The sequence below is a fragment of the Salinicoccus siamensis genome (assembly GCF_042429615.1).
Taxonomy (GTDB): Bacteria; Bacillota; Bacilli; order Staphylococcales; family Salinicoccaceae; genus Salinicoccus; species Salinicoccus siamensis.
The window spans coordinates 119,142-136,253 of record NZ_JBHMAH010000029.1 but is presented as its reverse complement, the minus strand read 5'-3'; the positions used below and the strand labels follow the sequence as shown (position 1 = coordinate 136,253).

The 17,112-nt window shown below is 48.2% G+C and carries 17 protein-coding genes; 7 read left to right on the top strand and 10 right to left on the bottom strand.

Features of this window, described 5'->3' with window-relative positions; all coding sequences use genetic code 11:
* The coding region (locus ACFFLE_RS09155) for an MFS transporter (protein ID WP_380570801.1) at positions 1–1,187 on the bottom strand (1,187 nt) is incomplete at its 3' end.
* A 15-nt stretch (positions 1,188–1,202) separates the two neighbouring features.
* Positions 1,203–1,613, bottom strand: coding sequence for a MarR family winged helix-turn-helix transcriptional regulator (locus ACFFLE_RS09150; protein ID WP_380570800.1), 411 nt, complete (start codon positions 1,611–1,613; stop codon positions 1,203–1,205).
* A 232-nt stretch (positions 1,614–1,845) separates the two neighbouring features.
* Between ACFFLE_RS09150 and ACFFLE_RS09145 the strand changes: the two genes are divergently transcribed.
* The gene (locus tag ACFFLE_RS09145; RefSeq protein WP_380570799.1) at positions 1,846–2,280 is read left to right on the top strand and encodes an acyl-CoA thioesterase; all 435 of its coding nucleotides are present in this window, start codon (positions 1,846–1,848) and stop codon (positions 2,278–2,280) included.
* 41 nt (positions 2,281–2,321) lie between these two features.
* Here the strand turns inward: ACFFLE_RS09145 and ACFFLE_RS09140 are convergent, their stop codons facing one another.
* Both ACFFLE_RS09140 and ACFFLE_RS09135 read right to left on the bottom strand, forming a co-directional pair.
* Entirely contained in the window at positions 2,322–3,170 is an 849-nt protein-coding gene (locus tag ACFFLE_RS09140) for an aldo/keto reductase (RefSeq protein WP_380570798.1), read from the bottom strand.
* Positions 3,171–4,328, bottom strand: coding sequence for a hypothetical protein (locus ACFFLE_RS09135; protein WP_380570797.1), 1,158 nt, complete (start codon positions 4,326–4,328; stop codon positions 3,171–3,173).
* 326 nt (positions 4,329–4,654) lie between these two features.
* Here ACFFLE_RS09135 and ACFFLE_RS09130 point away from each other — a divergent pair, with 326 nt between their 5' ends.
* The 5 genes from ACFFLE_RS09130 to nhaC all read left to right on the top strand — a co-directional run bounded on the left by ACFFLE_RS09130 (position 4,655) and on the right by nhaC (position 9,540).
* The gene (locus ACFFLE_RS09130) at positions 4,655–6,043 is read left to right on the top strand and encodes an alanine/glycine:cation symporter family protein (RefSeq protein WP_380570796.1); all 1,389 of its coding nucleotides are present in this window, start codon (positions 4,655–4,657) and stop codon (positions 6,041–6,043) included.
* Between the two features lie 137 nt (positions 6,044–6,180).
* Positions 6,181–6,585: a DMT family transporter gene (locus tag ACFFLE_RS09125; protein ID WP_380570795.1), complete on the top strand. Its 405-nt coding sequence runs from the start codon at positions 6,181–6,183 to the stop codon at positions 6,583–6,585.
* Positions 6,586–7,119 carry a DMT family transporter gene (locus ACFFLE_RS09120; protein ID WP_380570793.1) on the top strand — a complete coding sequence of 178 codons (534 nt, stop codon included), beginning with the start codon at positions 6,586–6,588 and terminating at the stop codon, positions 7,117–7,119.
* A gap of 64 nt (positions 7,120–7,183) precedes the next feature.
* Complete coding sequence (locus ACFFLE_RS09115; protein ID WP_380570792.1) at positions 7,184–7,930, top strand: sulfite exporter TauE/SafE family protein; 747 nt, start codon at positions 7,184–7,186, stop codon at positions 7,928–7,930.
* 143 nt (positions 7,931–8,073) lie between these two features.
* Complete coding sequence (gene nhaC / locus ACFFLE_RS09110) at positions 8,074–9,540, top strand: Na+/H+ antiporter NhaC (RefSeq protein WP_380570791.1); 1,467 nt, start codon at positions 8,074–8,076, stop codon at positions 9,538–9,540.
* A 62-nt stretch (positions 9,541–9,602) separates the two neighbouring features.
* Here nhaC and ACFFLE_RS09105 read toward each other — a convergent pair whose 3' ends face one another.
* Positions 9,603–10,232, bottom strand: coding sequence for an SDR family oxidoreductase (locus ACFFLE_RS09105; protein ID WP_380570790.1), 630 nt, complete (start codon positions 10,230–10,232; stop codon positions 9,603–9,605).
* A 228-nt stretch (positions 10,233–10,460) separates the two neighbouring features.
* Between ACFFLE_RS09105 and ACFFLE_RS09100 the strand changes: the two genes are divergently transcribed.
* Entirely contained in the window at positions 10,461–11,345 is an 885-nt protein-coding gene (locus tag ACFFLE_RS09100) for an EamA family transporter (RefSeq protein WP_380570789.1), read from the top strand.
* Positions 11,346–11,377: 32 nt separating this feature from the next.
* Here the strand turns inward: ACFFLE_RS09100 and ACFFLE_RS09095 are convergent, their stop codons facing one another.
* The 5 genes from ACFFLE_RS09095 to ACFFLE_RS09075 form a co-directional block, all read right to left on the bottom strand.
* On the bottom strand, positions 11,378–12,478 hold the full coding sequence (locus ACFFLE_RS09095; protein WP_380570787.1) for a M24 family metallopeptidase: 1,101 nt from the start codon (positions 12,476–12,478) through the stop codon (positions 11,378–11,380).
* Positions 12,479–12,564: 86 nt separating this feature from the next.
* Positions 12,565–13,122 carry a sugar O-acetyltransferase gene (locus ACFFLE_RS09090; protein WP_380570785.1) on the bottom strand — a complete coding sequence of 186 codons (558 nt, stop codon included), beginning with the start codon at positions 13,120–13,122 and terminating at the stop codon, positions 12,565–12,567.
* A 101-nt stretch (positions 13,123–13,223) separates the two neighbouring features.
* The gene (locus ACFFLE_RS09085; protein WP_380570784.1) at positions 13,224–15,170 is read right to left on the bottom strand and encodes a prolyl oligopeptidase family serine peptidase; all 1,947 of its coding nucleotides are present in this window, start codon (positions 15,168–15,170) and stop codon (positions 13,224–13,226) included.
* An 81-nt stretch (positions 15,171–15,251) separates the two neighbouring features.
* The gene (locus ACFFLE_RS09080) at positions 15,252–16,202 is read right to left on the bottom strand and encodes a FecCD family ABC transporter permease (protein WP_380570783.1); all 951 of its coding nucleotides are present in this window, start codon (positions 16,200–16,202) and stop codon (positions 15,252–15,254) included.
* Positions 16,195–17,067: a heme/hemin ABC transporter substrate-binding protein gene (locus ACFFLE_RS09075; RefSeq protein ID WP_380570782.1), complete on the bottom strand. Its 873-nt coding sequence runs from the start codon at positions 17,065–17,067 to the stop codon at positions 16,195–16,197. Before ACFFLE_RS09075 ends, ACFFLE_RS09080 begins: the two co-directional genes overlap by 8 nt.
* Between the last annotated feature and the right edge of the window lie 45 nt (positions 17,068–17,112).

Sequence of the window (17,112 nt, the reverse complement as noted above, 5' to 3'; positions counted from 1 at the left end):
TTCGATTCTTCTCGTCTATGGCTTTCATATCTGCCATAGACCATGAAGTAGATTCCCATAGCGAGGAGTATAGAGAGTACAAGGAGCTGATAGACACCACCGTAGCCAAATGATGGTACAAGCAGCCCTAGGAATGCTGGACCGAAGCCGAGTCCGATCTCCATCATAATGAAGAAGGTACTTGTAGCAAGTCCAACGTTCTCACGTGTGGCAATGTTTACGCAGACGGTTTGGGCAATCGATTGGAAGTTCCCGTAACCAAGGCCTATCAAGACACTGGCCGTAAGCAGCGCCCATCCCGTCGTGGCGCCCCCAAGCATGAAGAAGCCGATGGCCATCAATACGAATGCCGGGTAGAGGATGATGTTTGCCCCCCGGTTATCCATCAGCTTACCGGTGAACGGCCGTGTAAACGTTATCGAGATGGCATAGACGATAAAGAAGAAGCTTGCGGCAGTGACAAGATTGGCTTCTTTGGCGAACAGATTCAGGAATGACAGTATGGCGGCGTAGGCAAGCCCCATAAAGAAAATTGAAACGCCCATCGGAAGGACTTGCCGGTCGATCACCTTAAATTCTTTTAATGTCGGTTTGGATGGGGACTTGATATTATTCGTCCGAATCATCGGTATGGTGAAAGCCACCAAAAGTACAGCTACAGCGATGATCAGCAACATCATATTATATGGCATGATGCCCATCATGAAGAAGCCGAGGAAAGGCCCGATGGCGGAACCGACTACGAAACTCAGACTGAAATAGCTGATGCCTTCGCCCCTGCGGTTCTCAGGCACCGAAATGGTCGCCAACGTATTGAGCGCAGTGCTGATCAGACCGGTTGCGAATCCATTGAGGAAACGCGTGATGATGAGCAGTGCGAGCCCTCCCTCTATAAAGTAGAGGCTATAGGTGACGAAGAACATCACTGTTCCGATGTAGAGGAGGTGCTTTGCACCGACTGTATTGATCTGCTGCCCCGTCAGCGCCCTGCCGATCAGAACCCCGACGATGAAAATACTCGCCACCAGACCAGCCGTACTGGCTGATGCATTATAATTATCTATCACAAAACTGCCTATCGTCACCATTGATATGTACATTGAGAACATAATGATGAAATGGTACATGAATATGGCCAGAAACTCTTTCGTCCAAATCTTATTTTCCTGATGCATTTCCCGGGACAAGCCATCATATCCTTTCTATATATTGATTCTCCGCAACATTTTTATCATCATGTCCACTTCTTTAGAATCAAAATCCTGAAGTATTTCTCTCTGCATGTCTGCCATACGGGCGCGCACTTCCTTGAATAGGCGTTCACCCGAAGCACTCATACTCAGGTTCTTGCGCCTACGATCGTCAGTGCCGGGCGTCGACTCAATCAGATCGAGTTCAAGCAAGTATGTAATCACTTTGTTGGCGGTGGATTTTTCTATCTGCCTTCTTCTACTTACATCGACGAGCGTTGTTTCGCCATGTCTGGCAATATCCTTTAGGATCTGCCACTGGGCGCTGGAAAGGTCATAGGCTGATAGTATTTTGTTGGCTTCACCGGTATAAGGCCTATAGATATTGATACACAGTTCGAAGAATTCCTGTTCAGGATTCATCCGCAACACCCCTAATGGTTAGTTAGACTAACCAATTCTAACGCTTGTAAAACTTGAAGTCAAACATGTAAACGTTTTACCGATTTAAAATTTCATTCTGGCGATACCGGGCTTATGTCTACATAAAAACACATGAATATCATGTCATCTTCGGGAATCGCGAGCCGATTGCCGAAACAAGCCTTAAGAATGGTATAATATGCATGTAAATATAATTGAAAGGATGTCTCGAGTGGATCATTTTCACGTGGCAGAAAAAGAAGTACAGATATTATATGCGGACACTGACATGATGGGCGTCATCTATCACGCCAACTATGTAAAATGGCTGGAACTCGGACGAATGCAGCTCGTCGAAGATATCGGATTTGATTATACCGCTATGGAACGAGAAGGATTCTACGCCCCTGTATACAATGTGGATATCACATACAAAAAAGCGTTGAAGTATGGAGACCGTGCGTTTGTCCGTACATGGGTGGAAGAAAATACAGGCATGAGGACAAAATATGGTTTTGAGATTATAGACGACTCGGGGAATATATGTGCCGAAGGGACGACGACACATCTTGTCGTCAAGAAAATCTCTGGAGAATTTAAGCCGGTTGCGTTTAAAAAGGCATTCCCCGAGTGGTTCAGAAAATACGAAGAAATTAAAAAGAACTAGAAGAAGCAGCTTTTGGCCGCTTCTTCTAGTTCTTTTTATCGCTATACATATTCTTCGTATTCATTAGGATGCTGACCCTCAACCCGGCCTTCTTCTCCCTTATCAAGGGAATCTATCGCTTCAAGGTCCGCTTGTGAAAGTTCAAAATCATAAACATCAAGATTCTCTTTCTGATGCGCGGACGTGGCCGATTTTGGTATGACGAGGACACCGTTCTGCAGATTCCATCTTACAATCACCTGTGCAGGTGATTTTTCGTATTTATCGGCTATCTCCTTGATTTTTGGGTTGTCCAACACATCGTTGATCTCCCTACCGAACGGACTCCATGCTTCGGTTACTATGCCACGTTTCCTATTGGCCTCGACCAACGCCTTGTTGTTGAAGTATGGATGGCGCTCAATCTGATTGGTTGCCGGAGTGACGCCTGTCTCATCAATAAGACGGTCGAGATGCTCTTCAAGGAAATTGGAAACGCCGATGGTTTTGATCAATCCGAACTTCTTGGCATCAATCAGAGCTTGCCATGCCTCGACATATTTATCCTGCATCGGCAGAGGCCAGTGAATCAGATACTTATCAAAATAATCGAGACCTATACGATAGAGCGATTCCTGAATCATCTTGACCGCCTTTTCATAGTCGTGTGTTTTGCCTGGAAGCTTGGAACTGATGATCAGCTGTTCCCTCGGTACTTCGGCACGCCTGACTGCTTCCCCCACTGCCCCTTCGTTGAGGTAGTTGGTGGAAGTATCGATAAGACGGTACCCGTTGCCATCAACTGCCGTCAACATGCTGTTGACCCCGGCGGCCCCTTTGATGCCGACCGTACCGAGTCCAATCTTAGGCAACGCACTGCCATCATTGAGCTCAAATTTTTCCTGGTTCATCTATATCTTTCCTTTCTGCATATGTTGATATTCTTTTCTTCCCATCAGTTTTACAACCACAGAATCCAATAGCTCCGCCACCTCATATTTTAAAGACATAAAGCCCACGAAATCATAGACTTCCCACACTTCTGGCTCATCGAGCAGTCTATGGTAGGCTCCGGCTTCCTGTTCATCGGCTCTATGCGCGAAGTGGGGCCAGATATTTTCCAGGAAATTTTCCATTTTTTCTGCGGTATGGTCTCTACCATATGCCTGATCAAGAAGGCATTCAAAATCCCCGGCTGCAATCCCGGTGGATGAATTGAACAAGTTCTCGATCTGGTCAAATATGCCTGGATCTTTAAGGAGTACATAATGTTTTTCTTCAGCCCAGAGTTCTTTCAGCAACCGATATTGCTCTATACCAAGCTTCGTCTCCTGCAACCTTCCGAAGAAGGAACGCCTATAGAGGAAGTGGCGCAGATAAGGGATTTCTCCATTAGGTGCGCGACCGAATGGCGCATTCATCGTATCAAAAAACTTTATGCCTTGAACCTTTTCTTCTCCAATCGACATATTGCCAAGATGTGTGGTTTTCTTCGGGCGATGCTCTGTTGTATGTGGGTCCATTTCCGAATAGAGTTCGATATTGGCGCTCTGCGGGTCATAATCCATGCGGAATTTCAGCGTATCGTTGCCGTAGCTATGGGTCGTATAATATTTATGGCCCATATCCGTCCGCTTCGGCATTTCCGCAAGAAGAGAATCCAGACGGCTGTACAGGCCACCTGCACGGAAAATGTTGAGAAATCGTTTCACGTTTTTCCGTTCCACGTAAAGATGGATGTTGTACATCAGATTGATGACCTCGGAAGAGGTGCTGAATGGGAAATATGGGAAGTTGACACCGATGATGTCAATAGCCCGTATGGGGTGGTGGAACCTGATGCTGCATCCTTTGATGTTGACCAGTTGTTCAGGTATCTTTTTGGAGGTAGCTGCGTTTGACAGCCTGACTGTTGCGCACTCCACATCCCCGAATACCTTCTTTCCCTCTGCATTCAAGTGTACTGCTGCACGATGCAGTGTGCCGATACCGTGTGCCCGTTTCCTTCCTGCATCATGGACATCGAACCGCTCTATCAGATCGATGATGATCTCCGCTGCTGTCTTCATATCACGCCTCCTTCCGTTTTATCGTTTCATATTTGCCCTCATGGTTATTTTCACTTTTCCGTGACCCTCTAAACACTTTAAGCAGAAGCTGCCCCTATCACCTTTTTCCGTACTCCCCCCTGGGTACACGATGCGCTATATAAAACTGAAAATTATGAAATTTTTTTAAATTAATATTTAATTCACTAAAAGAAAAAAATTATTTTAAAGAAGTATAATTACAATAGACAAATGATGGATTTTTGTTATGGTGGATGGACTGTAATATAAAAATGATGGTTCTTATGAAAATATGAGAGCGTTTTCAGGATAATGGGAGTGGAAATATGCTAGAAATCTTAAGAGAAATAAACGCGATACTCTGGGGACCGCCAAGCTTGATACTGCTCGCCGGCACCGGCCTGTTTCTGACCCTCCAACTAAAGGGGATGCAGTTCAGCAAGCTTGGATATGCATTCAAACTGGCGTTCACTAAAGACAAGTCGGATGATGACGCTGAAGGTGATGTCAGCAACTTCAAGACATTGATGACTTCACTAGCCGGCATGATCGGAAACGGCAACATAGCCGGTGTCGCCACTGCCATTACACTCGGGGGTCCGGGCGCCCTGTTTTGGATGTGGCTTGTAGGTCTGCTCGGGATGGCCACTAAATATTCCGAAGCGCTGCTCGCGCAGATGTATCGGGTCAAAAATAAGAATGGAGAGTACTCCAGTGGTCCGATGTACTACATAGAAAAAGGGCTCGGTTCAAAATTCAAATGGCTGGCCGTCCTTTTTGCCTTCTTTGCAGCCTTTGCCGCACTTGGCATCGGCAACGGTGTGCAATCCAATACAATCGCCGATGTCATGGAGAACAGTTTCAATGTAACTGGATGGGTGACAGGTGTCATCCTCGTCATCCTGGTCGGATTGATTGTATTTGGAGGCATAAAGCGCATCAGTAACGTCGCCGGCGTATTTGTGCCGGTCATGGCCGTCCTCTATATCGTCAGCGCCCTCCTGATTCTGGCACTGAACTATGATCAGATCATTCCGGCATTTGGATTGATATTCAAGCATGCGTTCACACCAGTATCTGCTGCAGGCGGGTTCTCGGGAATCGTGGTCATGCAGGCTATGCAGCACGGCGTTTCAAAAGGTATCTTCTCGAACGAAGCGGGGTTGGGTACAGTCGCTCTGATTGCCGGTAACGCACGAACCACCCATCCGGCTAAACAAGCGCTTGTGGCAATGACAAGCACTTTCATCGTAACGATTGTGGTCTGTACCATGACGGGCCTTGTGCTTATCGTAACTGGCTTCTGGGATGCTTCTGGCGGCCTCATTTCAGGCGTGAGCCACAATCCGAACCTTGAAGCCGGTGCCTTGACCAGTGCTGCATTCGGCTCCTCTCTTGGTGCCATAGGGGAATACATCGTTTCCATCTCAGTCGTATTCTTCGGCTTCTCTACAATCATCGCCTGGTATGTATACGGTATAAAATGTTTCGAGTATCTATTCGGCCTGAAATATATTGCGGCCTATGGTGTCATCTACATCACAGCGACATTCCTCGGGACAGTAGCAGACCTTTCCACTGTCTGGGCTTTCGCTGATACTGCGAACGCACTGATGATGATACCGAACCTGGTTGGACTTCTTTTCCTCTATAAAGTGATCAAGGCGGAAACACAGGAGTTCTTTGCGAACCCGGTCCAAAAAATGAATATGTAGCAATTGACTGTCTGACCGCCTAAACTTGAGCGGCCAGACATTTTTTCATGCATCTGCGTTGCCTACCCCCTCTACCGACTCACGGCCATCTGCTATACTATGCTTATTACACTCAATCGCAATGGAAGGAGGAAACCATGGCACAAACCCATAGCAAATATCCAATAGATGAAAGGATGTGGTGGACCTACCCGATTCTGTTCCTTTCCGTCATCATATGGGGCAGCAACTTTATCATCGGGAAGATACTGGTCGAACACTTCGACGCCTACAGCATCACCATCATACGCCTGATTGCCATAAATGGTTTCCTCTGGCTGTTTGCTTCCCGCTATTTCCGCATGCCTAAAGTTCCCGCTAAAGTCTGGGTGGTCATCGTCTTATCGGGAATCGTCGGAATCGCCATGAACCAATACACATTCTTCTTGGGCCTGGTTACAGCGAGCCCCGTAACATCTGCCCTGATTCTGGCACTCGCCCCCGTCATGACAGCCGTGCTGACCATTTTCGTCTTCGGCGAGCGGAGAGGTGTCAAGTTCTGAATGGGCGCAGTGCTAGCTCTCGTTGGAGTGGTACTCAGCACTTTCGACGGCACGGCCATTGTCTTCGGATGGGGGGAAGGCGTCATAGTATTGACCATGCTGACGTTTGCAGTATTCATGATCCTCATCCAATGGATGTCAAAATATATCAATGCCATACAGATTACACTGCTGTCCAACCTCTCTGGCCTCATCCTTTTGCTGCCCTTCCTCCCCGCTGCAGATTATGGGCGGTTATGGTCGGCTGATTGGACGATGTGGTTTCTGCTCATCGCAAGCGGCATCATCGTCCATGGCATTACAAACATGGCATGGAATCGCGAAATGCCTAAAGTTGGGGCAGCGAACGCAGCATTGCTGATGAATCTTGAACCATTCGTCGCCATGTCGGGGTCGACGCTGATTCTTGGCACTGATATCCTCATTACTGAAGTCATCGGCGCTATACTGATCATCAGCGGGGTGACCCTATCCATACGCCGGGTACGCCGGAACACCAATTTCTACATGAATGATCTGGAAACGAATAACTGAATCATGCACTTGAATATAGTGTAGGGCCAAGGCCGTCGCCGACACAGAAAGGATGCTGAAAAACATGGAAATATTGATACTTTTTGCCGTACTGGCTGTGGGTATCGCAATCGGATTCATCAATATCGTTTCAGCCGGTGGCTCCATGCTGACGCTACCGATGCTCATATTTTTTGGCCTGCCATCGACCGTGGCGAACGGAACCAATCGTATCGCCATACTTGTCCAAAATTGTTTTGCACTTTATCAATTCCATAAAAATGGGCATCTGAACTGGCGTTTGAGTCTGATGTTGGCAGTCCCGACAACAATCGCATCAGTCTATGGTGCACGTATTGCCGTCAATATCGCCGATGAGACTTTCGATACTCTGCTGGCGACCTTCATGGTGATTTTTGCAGTTCTGCTCATCATCAAACCACAGCGCTACATGAAGGGGGCTTTAAATCTAAAGATTTCCATTCCGCTTCTTCTGGTTGCCTTTACACTGATCGGCTTCTACGGAGGAACGTTGCAGGCTGGTGTCGGCTTCTTCATCAGCCTGATCCTCCTCATGCTCATCCCCAGAATACCGATGGCCGAAGTGCATGGCATCAAAACGCTCGTCGTCACCATCTACGTTTCCATATCGCTGCTCGTCTTCATATTTAATGATATGATCGACTGGAAATTCGCAATTGCCTTATCCATCGGCTCAGCGATAGGCGGATCCTTCGGTGGAAAATATGCCAGCATCATGTCGGACAGGCTTCTGCAGCGCATTCTGATCGGGGCCATAATATTCTTCGCACTCATATTGATATTGAAATAAGATGCTCTCTAGAAAAAAAGTCTTGTCGTCTTCCTTCACCTTTTATAATACTTTTTGACAAAAGATACTTTATTTAGTTATTTATGAAACCGTTTTTATAGTATAATCTAGAAGAATTATTAATATGGAATGATGGTGATCAAATGGCTTCACAAAACAACAAAAAAGACTTTACATTCTTCATGGCACTTCTGCCTCTGCTATTGATGATCCTCGCAATGGCCACTGCTGTAATATGGCTGGGGCAAGATCCCCACTTGCCGCTTATTTTTGGAACTGCTTCAGCTGCAGTTGTGGCGTTGCTTCATGGGTTCAAATGGAGGGAAGTAGAAGAAATGATGTATAAGGGGATCCGTCTGGCCCTACCTGCCATCGTCATAATCATACTGGTTGGATTGGTCATCGGCTCATGGATTGGCGGTGGGATTGTCGCCACCATGATCTACTACGGCCTTGCCCTGATCAGCCCCTCCCTTTTTCTGGTGACCATTACGATCCTATGCGGCATCGTCGCATTGTCTATCGGCAGTTCATGGTCGACGATGGCAACCGTCGGTGTGGCTGGTATGGGAATCGGCATGAGCATGGGCATCCCACCTGCCATGGTTGCAGGTGCTGTTATATCCGGTTCTTATTTCGGTGATAAGATGTCTCCGATGTCCGATACGACCAACCTTGCTTCCGGTCTGACGAACACCGATCTTTTTGTACATATCAAGCATATGTTCTATTCGACCATACCAGGCCTCATCATTGCACTCACAGTCTTCTTTTTCCTCGGCCGCCAATTTGGAGGGGATGGCAGTGCAAACGCCGGTGAGATATCAGACATGATGACATCGCTTGACAATCAATTTCTGATTTCCCCTTGGCTGCTCGCTGTACCGCTTGCCGTCATACTGTGCATCACCTTCAAGATGTCCGCCATCCCGGCATTGATTGTCGGTATAGTACTTGGTTTCCTATGCCACCTCTTCGTGCAGGGGGGAGATCTCGGGACGGCCATTTCAACGTTGCAGGGGGGATACGTCATTGAATCGAGCAATGAGATGATCAATGAACTGTTCAACAATGGAGGACTCGACTCGATGATGTACACCGTCTCCATGACGATAGTCGCAATGACATTCGCCGGCATACTTGAATACAGTGGCATGCTGCAATCCATCATGAAACAGATTATAAAGATCGCTAAGGGGACGCTTGGTCTGGTCACTTCCACAGTCGTTGCGGCGTTCGCGACGAATGCAACATGTTCAGAACAGTATATTTCCGTAGTAGTGCCCTCCCGGATGTTTCTCCGTACTTACATCGAGAAGAACCTGCATTCCAAAAACCTTTCGCGCTCCCTGGAGGACGGTGGTACACTGACTTCAGTATTCATCCCGTGGAATACATGTGGCGTGTTCATCTACGGAGTACTCGGGGTCGCTGCCTGGGAGTATGCACCCTACGCAATATTCAATATGGTGGCACCGTTCATTTCGATACTGCTTGCCGCCACAGGCATCGGCATACACAAAATCACGGATGAAGAGAAGAACGCTTTTCTCACAAAATATTATGGTGGGCAGACAGAGAAAGATGAGCTGGCCACCGACAGCATGTAATAATTTGTGTTCAATAAAAAACCTGCAACCCGGATTCTCCCGGACTGCAGGTTTTCTAATTACTATTTCAATGTGTCTTCAACAGGCGTATCGCCTTCCAATACATAATAGGTCTTATTTTCAGGCTTAGCCGCATCCACTATATGGGCCAATACATTCGCGACATCTTCCCTTGGTACTTCGCCCATCTCAGTACCGCCTTCAAATAATCTCACTTTGGAAGTGCCCGCTTCGTTTTTAAGCATTCCTGGTCTTAAGATTGTATAGTCCAATCCTGAAGATTTCAGGTATTCATCTGCACGATGTTTTGCATACAGATAGAATTTCATCTTCTCATCAGATTCTTTCGGTTGGTCAGCCCCCATGGAGCTGAGCATGACGAAATGTTTGATGCCTGCATCCTTCGCATTATCGACTGTTTCAATGGCACCTTCCTGGTCGATGACTACTGTCTTGTCAGCTCCGGTATCGCCGCCTGATCCGGCTGCAAATACAACTGATTCGACGCCTTCGAATGCATGGGAGAAATCTTTTTCAAGATCACCGAGAACTGTATCGATACCTTTATCTTTGAATACTTTCTGTTGTTCTTTCTTGCGTACCATCGCTACCGGCTGATGGCCTTTATCCTTCAATTTCTCAACAAGCTGATGGCCTACCTGACCATTCGCACCTATTACAAGTACTTTCATGTCAATAGTCCCTCCTTGATTTATCTTTTATCTATACCCAATTAGGGGGGGTCTAAACATGATAGACGCACTTTCTCTATACGAGATGCTCTACTAGCCTCTCGTAGGAGATCGGGAAGCTTCCAGTGATGGATTTTACAGGATGTTTTCTAAATATTTCAAATAAATGGCTTTATGGCGTATATTGTTTATAATGTATATTTCTGAAAGTGTTGGAGGGGAATATCAATGAATAGAAGCTTAGCACCGCTCCTCATTCTGATGGCTGCAGTTCTTTGGGGCACGGTGGGGACCGCAAAAACTTGGCTGCCAAATGATGTCGACAGTATTTCACTCGGGGCCATGCGACTTCTGATCGGCAGTCTTATCCTGCTCGTCATTGCCATGTCGACCGGCCAGCTAAAGCGCCGGGGATGGCCCATCCATATTGTATTGATGACTGGTGTGGCCATGGCACTCTTCCAGCCTTTCTTCTTTAATGCGGTCACTTTGACCGGGGTAGCTGTCGGCACGGTCGCCTCAATAGGCAGCGCGCCGGTATTCTCTGGTTTTATAGAGTGGGCTGTCCATAAAACCCGTCCGGGACGTATCTGGTGGCTTTCCACTTTCCTTGCGGTAGCGGGATGTCTGCTCCTTATGCTCAATTCAGGGGCGGTGACGGTCGACCCGCTCGGAGTATTATCAGGGCTTGGGGCAGGTTTTTCCTTCGCAAGCTATGCCATCCTGAACTCAAAGCTTGTCCAGACCCACCCACCCGTTGCCAGTGCTGCGGTAGTGTTTACACTCAGCGCTGTCATGTTGGCACCTTTCCTCTTCTCCAATGATCAAACTTGGCTGATGACGGCAAATGGTTTATCCGTATCCCTCTATATTGGTCTGATAGCTACAGGCTTGGCCTATTTCCTCTTTTCCTACGGCCTGCAGCATGTGAAATCTTCTTCCGCAGTCACCATGGCTTTGGCAGAACCGCTTACGGCCGCACTTCTTGGCGTACTACTTGTAGGCGAGGTGCTGTCACTATTGTCCTGGGTGGGCATGATCATGCTGCTCATGGGTATAATCATCCTTGCCCTCCAGTCGCGCCTCTCGCGCCGCACAAGGCGTCCCATATAAAAAACCCGCCCTTCATCCGGGCGGGCGCAGTCTTATGCTTCTAGCGTAATAGCTTCCATAGCTTTAGGGAATGTAGTCAATACTTCCGTTTCCTCATCAATATACAGCATATCTTCTATACGTACACCGCCGAACCCTGTCTTATAGACGCCGGGCTCTATCGTAATGACATGTCCTTTCTCCAGCAGGTCCGTATTTTCGGCATCAAGGGATGGCGCTTCATGTAGTCCAAGGCCCAGTCCATGACCAATGCGGTGGGTGAAGTAATCTCCATAGCCATCTGAATGGATTGAACTCCGGGCTGCATCATCCAGTTCATGCATCGGTGTGCCGACCTGTGACTTCTCTATACCGGCAGCATTCGCCTTGAGCACGGATTCATAGATCGAGCGCTGCTCTTCTGTTGGCTCACCAATGATGAAGGTCCGCGTCATATCCGAGACATAGCGGTCTTTGGTCACCACTCCAAAATCGATAAGGAGGAAATGTCCAGGCTCTACTGCCTTGTCCCCCGGCTCACCATGGGGCATCGCTGATTTTTCGCCCGTCAGTACAAGCGGCCCGAACGATACATCGATGGCGCCATAGGCTTTGACACGTTCAAGCAGAAATTCTGCTATCTCCTTTTCCGTCTTGCCGGCCACCGGCTCCTTCACGAAATCATATAGCGCTTTTTCTGTGATATCCACCGCTTCCTGAAGTTTTTTCTTGTCGTCTTCATCCTTTTGCCCGCGCAGTGAATTGATGCTGTCTTCAACTGAAACAACCTGGTCCGCCGTATAGTTTTCCAGTAGTTTCTGATAGCGGTTGTACGTGACATGGCCGCCTTCTATGCCGATGCTTTCTGCCTCCAGCATATGCTCGAACAACTGGTTGAATGGCTCTTCCCCGTCGTTATATGGCAGATGCACATCTGCGGTCGCGGTATCATTCACCACTTCCTGGTCGAGCGCCGGAAACATCAATGCTGTTTCCTTCGTCTTCGTATCCACGAGCAGTGCCAACATACGCTCATGCGGTTCGATGAAACAGCCCGTGAAATAGAATACGTTCATCGGGTCGGTGATCATCACCATGTCTACATCCACCTGTGCCGTCAGGCGTGCCACTCTATCTTCATATTTCTGCGTCATACTCTACATCCTTCCTGATGAATTATAATGTTTCACCTTACCATTATAATAAACATCTCCACACATTCAAAATGCTTGAGGGTCCTTTATTCATCAGAAGCGGCAAGCGCTCTGATCACGCGGCAAGGATTTCCTGCCGCCACAACATTCGGGGGCATATCTTTCGTGACGACTGAACCTGCACCGATGACCGTATTATCTCCAATCGATACCCCAGGGTTCACCGTGACATCGGCACCCAACCAGACATCATCACCGATTGTAATCGGCAGGCCCAATTCCAGCCCTTCCCGCCTCTTCATAGGATCGAGGGGATGGGTCGCTGTTATCAGTGAAACATTAGGGCCTAGACTCACATGATTCCCGATAGTGATTTTAGCGACGTCCAGCAATGTGCAGTTGTAGTTTGCAAAGAAATTGCGCCCGACCTTGATATTGATGCCGTAATCACAAAAGAAAGGCGCCCGGATTGATGCACCGTCGGCATGATATCCGAACAGCATATCCAAAAGACGCGTCTTTCCGCCTCCGCCCGGATGGTTGTACTGATCCATCAGATATTGGGCATTTTCACGCAGATGCACAAGTGTCGCGTCATACGGATCATAATACTCTCCGTTGAGCATTTTTTCCTTCTCTGTCATTCCATATCCTCCAATCTCCATTTCATCGTTCGGCCCTTGCCGCCTGATAAACATAAATGCAATGATTTCCCGGGAAATCATTGCATTCATAAAATCGAATTCTAGTCCATATGTTCATTAAACCAATTGACGATCCGCTTCAGCCTATCGATTCGCAGATTCGGTTTGCCGGTACGTGACAGATTGTGGTCCGCCTCCGGGAACCGTACGAACTGGACAGGCTTTTTCCTATATTTCAATGCGATATATAACTGCTCGCCCTGTTCAATCGGACATCTCAAATCCTGTTCACTATGCAGTATAAGCAATGGCGTCTCGACGGCATCCACATATCTGATTGGAGAGTGATGCCACATTTTATCGATATCATTAAATTCTGCCCTGATCTGCCAATCTGTAAAGTAATAGCCGATATCCGACACTCCCCGGAAACTGATCCAGTTGGATATACTGCGCTGCGTCACCGCAGCTTTGAAACGGTTTGTATGCCCAACGATCCAATTCGTCATGAAACCGCCATAGGAGCCGCCCGTCACTCCAATATTATCGGCATCTATCCATTTGTACCTGGACGTGATGAAATCCACACCTGCCAGGATATCCTTGTAGTCGCCGCCACCATAGTCGCCCCGTACCGCATCGACGAATGACTGCGAATAGCTGTGCGAACCGCGCGGATTGACGAAGAGTACGGCATACCCGGCAGCTGCAAGCACCTGCATTTCATGGAAATATGAATGTCCATAAAATGCATGTGGGCCGCCATGGATATTGACGATCATCGGATGCGCCCCGTCCGGAGTGAAGCCGACTGGCGGCATGAACCACCCATGCACTTCCGTGCCATCAAAACTATTGTAGACGATATCCTCCGGTTCGATGATGAGGGTCTTTTCCGTATAGTCGGCGTTGATGCGGCTCAATTGTTCAAGCGTTCCGGTCGCATAGTCGTAGCGGTACAATTCTCCCGGGGAGGTATGGTCCGCAATCGTCAGGGCGGCAAAATCCGGCCCCACGTCCATCCCATGTATATGATGCCTGCCTTCCAGCACCGGTTTTATCTCCCCTTCTATATTTCCTTCGTAAAGGTTTACACTGCCATGATCGGAAACAAGGAAAAGGAACCGTTCATTGGAGATCCATTTCGCAATATCCGTTTCCACGGATTGCTGCGTGTCGGCCACGAGATGATCACCGACTGGTCGGTCGAGCCCTGCTGTCACATGCAACTTGTCGCCTGACTTCAGATTATAGAGATGAAGTGTTGCGTGTGTGGCATTTTCATATTCCCGGCCCATCTCGACGATAAGGAGCCGCCGGCCATCAGGGGAGACTTCGACTTGCAACACTCCGCCTTTTTGCGTCGGTATTTCAGTGTCTTCCCTGCCCCTCCTGATGAAGAGTCTCTCACTGAAGTTGAAATCCCTGTCTTCACTTCTGTCTGTCGCATAGATGAAACCATCATCGAACGTTTCCAGAAGCGTATGGTTCTCCTCTCCTTCAAGGAGCGTCTCCACCGTTTTGGAGTCGATACTGATCGATTTGATGTTTGCATACTTTTCTTTCATAAGACCGATGCCATCCGCCTTATATTTCATCCGATCAATAACGACAGGTTCAGGTTTTTTGTCTTCATCAGCTGTGTCACCCGCCTCCCCTTCCTTCAGACTATGGAGAGACTGGTAGAATACACGTCCGCCTCCTTTAGAGAACTCGGCATGTGAAACCCCTTCCTTTTCGTGGGTCAGCTGCATCCTCTCTCCGCCAGATGTCTCAAGCAGGAAGACCTGGTTCTTATCATCCACCTTGGTGATGAACAGGAGCCACCGGCCATCTGCCGAATGCCTGATGTTCGACAGCCGCTCTTCGTTATATGTAAGTTGCCTTTCCCGGTCCTCATCCATCTTATAAAGGTGGGTGAAATAGTCGTTCTTTTCTTCATCGAGACGTGTCACCAGTGCCGTTATGCCAAAAGCGCCGATTTTAGGTGCCGTCACGGAGCGGATTTTAAATATATCTTCCACTTGTGTTTTCTCTGCCACTGCCATCCCCCCTTAAAATAGAAAAAAGACTGAATATACAGCCTTTTCTCTATTTTAGCATGTAAAGTATCGTTTGCATAATCATTCCTAAGCTTTGGTCAGCACACGCTTATACATCAAAAAGATGAACAGCGGTACAGCCGAAATCATGACCATGACACCAGTCGGTATCTGCAGGGGCGCGATGACAGTACGGCCGATTGTATCAGCAATATTGACATAGATCGCACCGTAGAGGGATGAGAGTACCAGCAACGGACGAAATCGCATCGGCTTGAAGTAGAGCAGCATCTGCGGGACGATGATGCCGACCAGGGCAATCAATCCCGTGTAGCTGATGATGACCAGAGGTGGAACGGCAGCTGCTATAAGGAGGAAGGGACGGATTTTTGCGGCATCGACGCCCAAACTGTATGCCCTGATATCCCCGAGGTTCAACATATCGAGCGCGTGTCCATATCTATAGAGGAAAACCACCCCCACTATAGTCAACACCCCCGTCAGCAGCGTCTCCTGATAACGCGATCCGGATAATGAACCGAACATATAGCGGGCGATTGATTCGGTCTGTTCCGGTGCCATCAGAATGATGATGTAGAGCACGCCACTCATCATCGCTCCAAGGAGCACACCGATGACGATCAATGTTTCCGGACGATACGCTGTATCTATGCGCTTCGCTGCAGCAAGTACAATACCCATCGCAATCATGCCCGCCAATATGCTCAATATCGGACGCATAAAAAAAGGCATGATGCCTGCCACCGCCATAGCACTGCCAAGCACTGCGGCATTCGCCATGCCTAATGTAAAGCTATCCGCCATCGGGTTTCTGAGGACAATCTGGAAGACTGCACCACTCATTGCCAGAGCAGCCCCTGTTATCATGGCAGACAACATACGGGGCAGCCGGATTTCAAAGAGGATCGTATGCTGCTGTTCAACTTCCAGGGTCGCCAGGCCGACGGAACCTGCAAACAGGGACACCGCCCCGCTGATGATCAGCACCAACAGTAGAATCCAGATATGCCTACTCATAGATGCAGCGTCCCACCGCCCTCAATCCATCCGCTATACGCGGACCTGGACGTGCCAGGAGGTCAGGCTCGATGTTGCACTGATTTTTGGGGTCATCCAGTTCATGTCCTTCAATGCCCGGGATGCCACTGAGTGCCTCCTCCAATTCCTCATCGCCAAGCCCCATGATGGAAACCACCTCGGTTGGATTACGTTCAATGACTGCTTCGGGACTGATTGCCGCGTAGCCGTCGATATCATCAAAAGCATTTTCGACATGTATTTCAGATAGGGCGTCATCTATGAATGTTTCCGTTCCCGCTGTATACAATTCAGGATCGCTTGAAATGTGGATGAATACCCGAGCTTCTTCATCTCGATTTTCGAAGACGCTGTTCTGGACATTGACCTTCCGTTCAATATCATCGTTCAACCACTCGGCCGCCGTCTTCTCATTGATGAATTCACCGATGGCCTTTATGGAGTCGTATATGCCTGAAATCGATTTGGCTTCCTCCACTACAAGCACTTCCGCTCCGGTACTTTCAGAAACCTGTTTCAGAGTATCTTCATAATAGGGTGATGAAGATTCATGGCCGAGGATGTGGGTCGGTTCAAGGGCGATCATTTTCTCGGCATCAAGTTCAAAAGTGTTGAACTTTGTAATTGACGCGTCATTCGCCACTGATTCAGGATAGTTATCTTCGCTCGTTACGCCAACGAGATTGGTCTCCAGGCCAAGCTCGACCAGTATTTCCGTGTTGCTTGGCATCAGCGAGATGATGCGCCTATCTTCAAAGCCCGACTCGATATCCTCTTCCGTACCACTGCATCCCGTCAGGATGAACAGCGTCATGGCCAGAAGGACCTTCCATCTTTTCATCATAGAACCACTCCTTCTGGTTTTTTTCGTGCCTCACGACACATGATC

Excerpts from the sequence above, each read along its gene's own strand:
- ACFFLE_RS09150 (WP_380570800.1), bottom strand. The coding sequence starts at position 1,613 with ATGAATCCTGAACAGGAATTCTTCGAACTGTGTATCAATATCTATAGG.
- ACFFLE_RS09140 (WP_380570798.1), bottom strand. The coding sequence starts at position 3,170 with ATGAACCAGGAAAAATTTGAGCTCAATGATGGCAGTGCGTTGCCTAAG.
- ACFFLE_RS09135 (WP_380570797.1), bottom strand. The coding sequence starts at position 4,328 with ATGAAGACAGCAGCGGAGATCATCATCGATCTGATAGAGCGGTTCGAT.
- ACFFLE_RS09130 (WP_380570796.1), top strand. The coding sequence starts at position 4,655 with ATGCTAGAAATCTTAAGAGAAATAAACGCGATACTCTGGGGACCGCCA.
- ACFFLE_RS09125 (WP_380570795.1), top strand. The coding sequence starts at position 6,181 with ATGGCACAAACCCATAGCAAATATCCAATAGATGAAAGGATGTGGTGG.
- ACFFLE_RS09120 (WP_380570793.1), top strand. The coding sequence starts at position 6,586 with ATGGGCGCAGTGCTAGCTCTCGTTGGAGTGGTACTCAGCACTTTCGAC.
- ACFFLE_RS09115 (WP_380570792.1), top strand. The coding sequence starts at position 7,184 with ATGGAAATATTGATACTTTTTGCCGTACTGGCTGTGGGTATCGCAATC.
- nhaC (WP_380570791.1), top strand. The coding sequence starts at position 8,074 with ATGGCTTCACAAAACAACAAAAAAGACTTTACATTCTTCATGGCACTT.
- ACFFLE_RS09105 (WP_380570790.1), bottom strand. The coding sequence starts at position 10,232 with ATGAAAGTACTTGTAATAGGTGCGAATGGTCAGGTAGGCCATCAGCTT.
- ACFFLE_RS09100 (WP_380570789.1), top strand. The coding sequence starts at position 10,461 with ATGAATAGAAGCTTAGCACCGCTCCTCATTCTGATGGCTGCAGTTCTT.
- ACFFLE_RS09095 (WP_380570787.1), bottom strand. The coding sequence starts at position 12,478 with ATGACGCAGAAATATGAAGATAGAGTGGCACGCCTGACGGCACAGGTG.
- ACFFLE_RS09090 (WP_380570785.1), bottom strand. The coding sequence starts at position 13,122 with ATGACAGAGAAGGAAAAAATGCTCAACGGAGAGTATTATGATCCGTAT.
- ACFFLE_RS09085 (WP_380570784.1), bottom strand. The coding sequence starts at position 15,170 with ATGGCAGTGGCAGAGAAAACACAAGTGGAAGATATATTTAAAATCCGC.
- ACFFLE_RS09080 (WP_380570783.1), bottom strand. The coding sequence starts at position 16,202 with ATGAGTAGGCATATCTGGATTCTACTGTTGGTGCTGATCATCAGCGGG.
- ACFFLE_RS09075 (WP_380570782.1), bottom strand. The coding sequence starts at position 17,067 with ATGATGAAAAGATGGAAGGTCCTTCTGGCCATGACGCTGTTCATCCTG.